This is a genomic window from Haloarcula sp. Atlit-120R, from assembly GCF_003665885.1.
Lineage (GTDB): Archaea > Halobacteriota > Halobacteria > Halobacteriales > Haloarculaceae > Haloarcula > Haloarcula taiwanensis.
The window spans coordinates 1-1,093 of sequence record NZ_QPLN01000020.1; the positions used below are offsets into that span (position 1 = coordinate 1).

General features: G+C 52.2%; 1 pseudogene. It reads right to left on the minus strand.

Annotation, left to right across the window (positions count from 1 at the left end):
- Window positions 1-1,093: pseudogene (locus DVK01_RS21970) on the minus strand (hypothetical protein); the annotation flags it as partial.

Below are 1,093 nucleotides of genomic sequence, written 5' to 3' on the forward strand. Positions count from 1 at the left end.
ATGCCAGAGTAGCTTGCATCGGTGGAGCCGTCGCCGTTGATGTCGATGCTCGGGTTTTCGGTTCCGGTACGGGCTGTATAATCAAGCGAGTAGTCGACTGCCCCAGCACCGCTCACGGATATACTGTCACCCAGAGCGACCGGGAAACTCTTAGTTTGCGACCCTCCACCCTCCACAAAAAAGCTCTTAGACGTGCCGCTGTCCGCCGAAATTGTCACATCTGCCCCGGTTTTGTAATCAATATGGATGTACGAATCGTAGGTATATCCGTCGTAGACGAATGATTGAGCACCGCCACCGCTCCGTTCAAAATGGATATCATGGTCTGGACTCTTGTCTTTTTTAACGGAGAGAGTGACATTGTCCGAATTTTTTGGGTCCCATGTCTCAATATCGACGGTTTTGGTTCGCTTGTTGAAACTCACTCCAGACGCCACTAGCGTCCCTTCAGTGTGGTCTTCGTCTACTCCTTCACGAGTGAGATATATTTCATAGGACCCACCACTAGAATATTCCTCCATATGAAATGTAATCTCAGTAATTGCCGAATTTGGAACCCGTTTTAATTCGGATGACCACTTATTACCAGCTACGTAGGTATGCTCTCCCTGAGAGTATGAGTCTCCGCCAGAGACGGTGAGTTGCTCGTTGCTCGGGTTTAGGTTTCCTTCGAGGTTCAGCGAGTCCGACCCGCCAGTCGATAGCGTGCCACTGTCTGAGGCCGATTTTAACGACGAATCTCCTTTAAACGTCACCGAGACGTCGTTCGCCAGAGTGTTCCCATCCACCGAGTAGCTAAACGAATCACCGCTTTCGAGGTTCGATGCCGAGACCGTCCGGCGGTTTGATGTCGACTTACCGATGAACGTCGTGGAAACGTTCGTCGCTGGCTGGTTCCCATCGATATTGTAATCGATAGTCTCACCGTCGGACAGCGTTGTCGAGAACAGTCCCGCGTCCGTCGTGGTCTGTTCGACGCCCGTGAACGTCACTTCGGGATTGCGTGGTTCGAGGTTGTCGCCAGCGACAGACAGTGGAATCAGCTGGCTGTCGGTCGCACCGATGACCTGTTTCGTGTCGCGTTCGGTGTTGA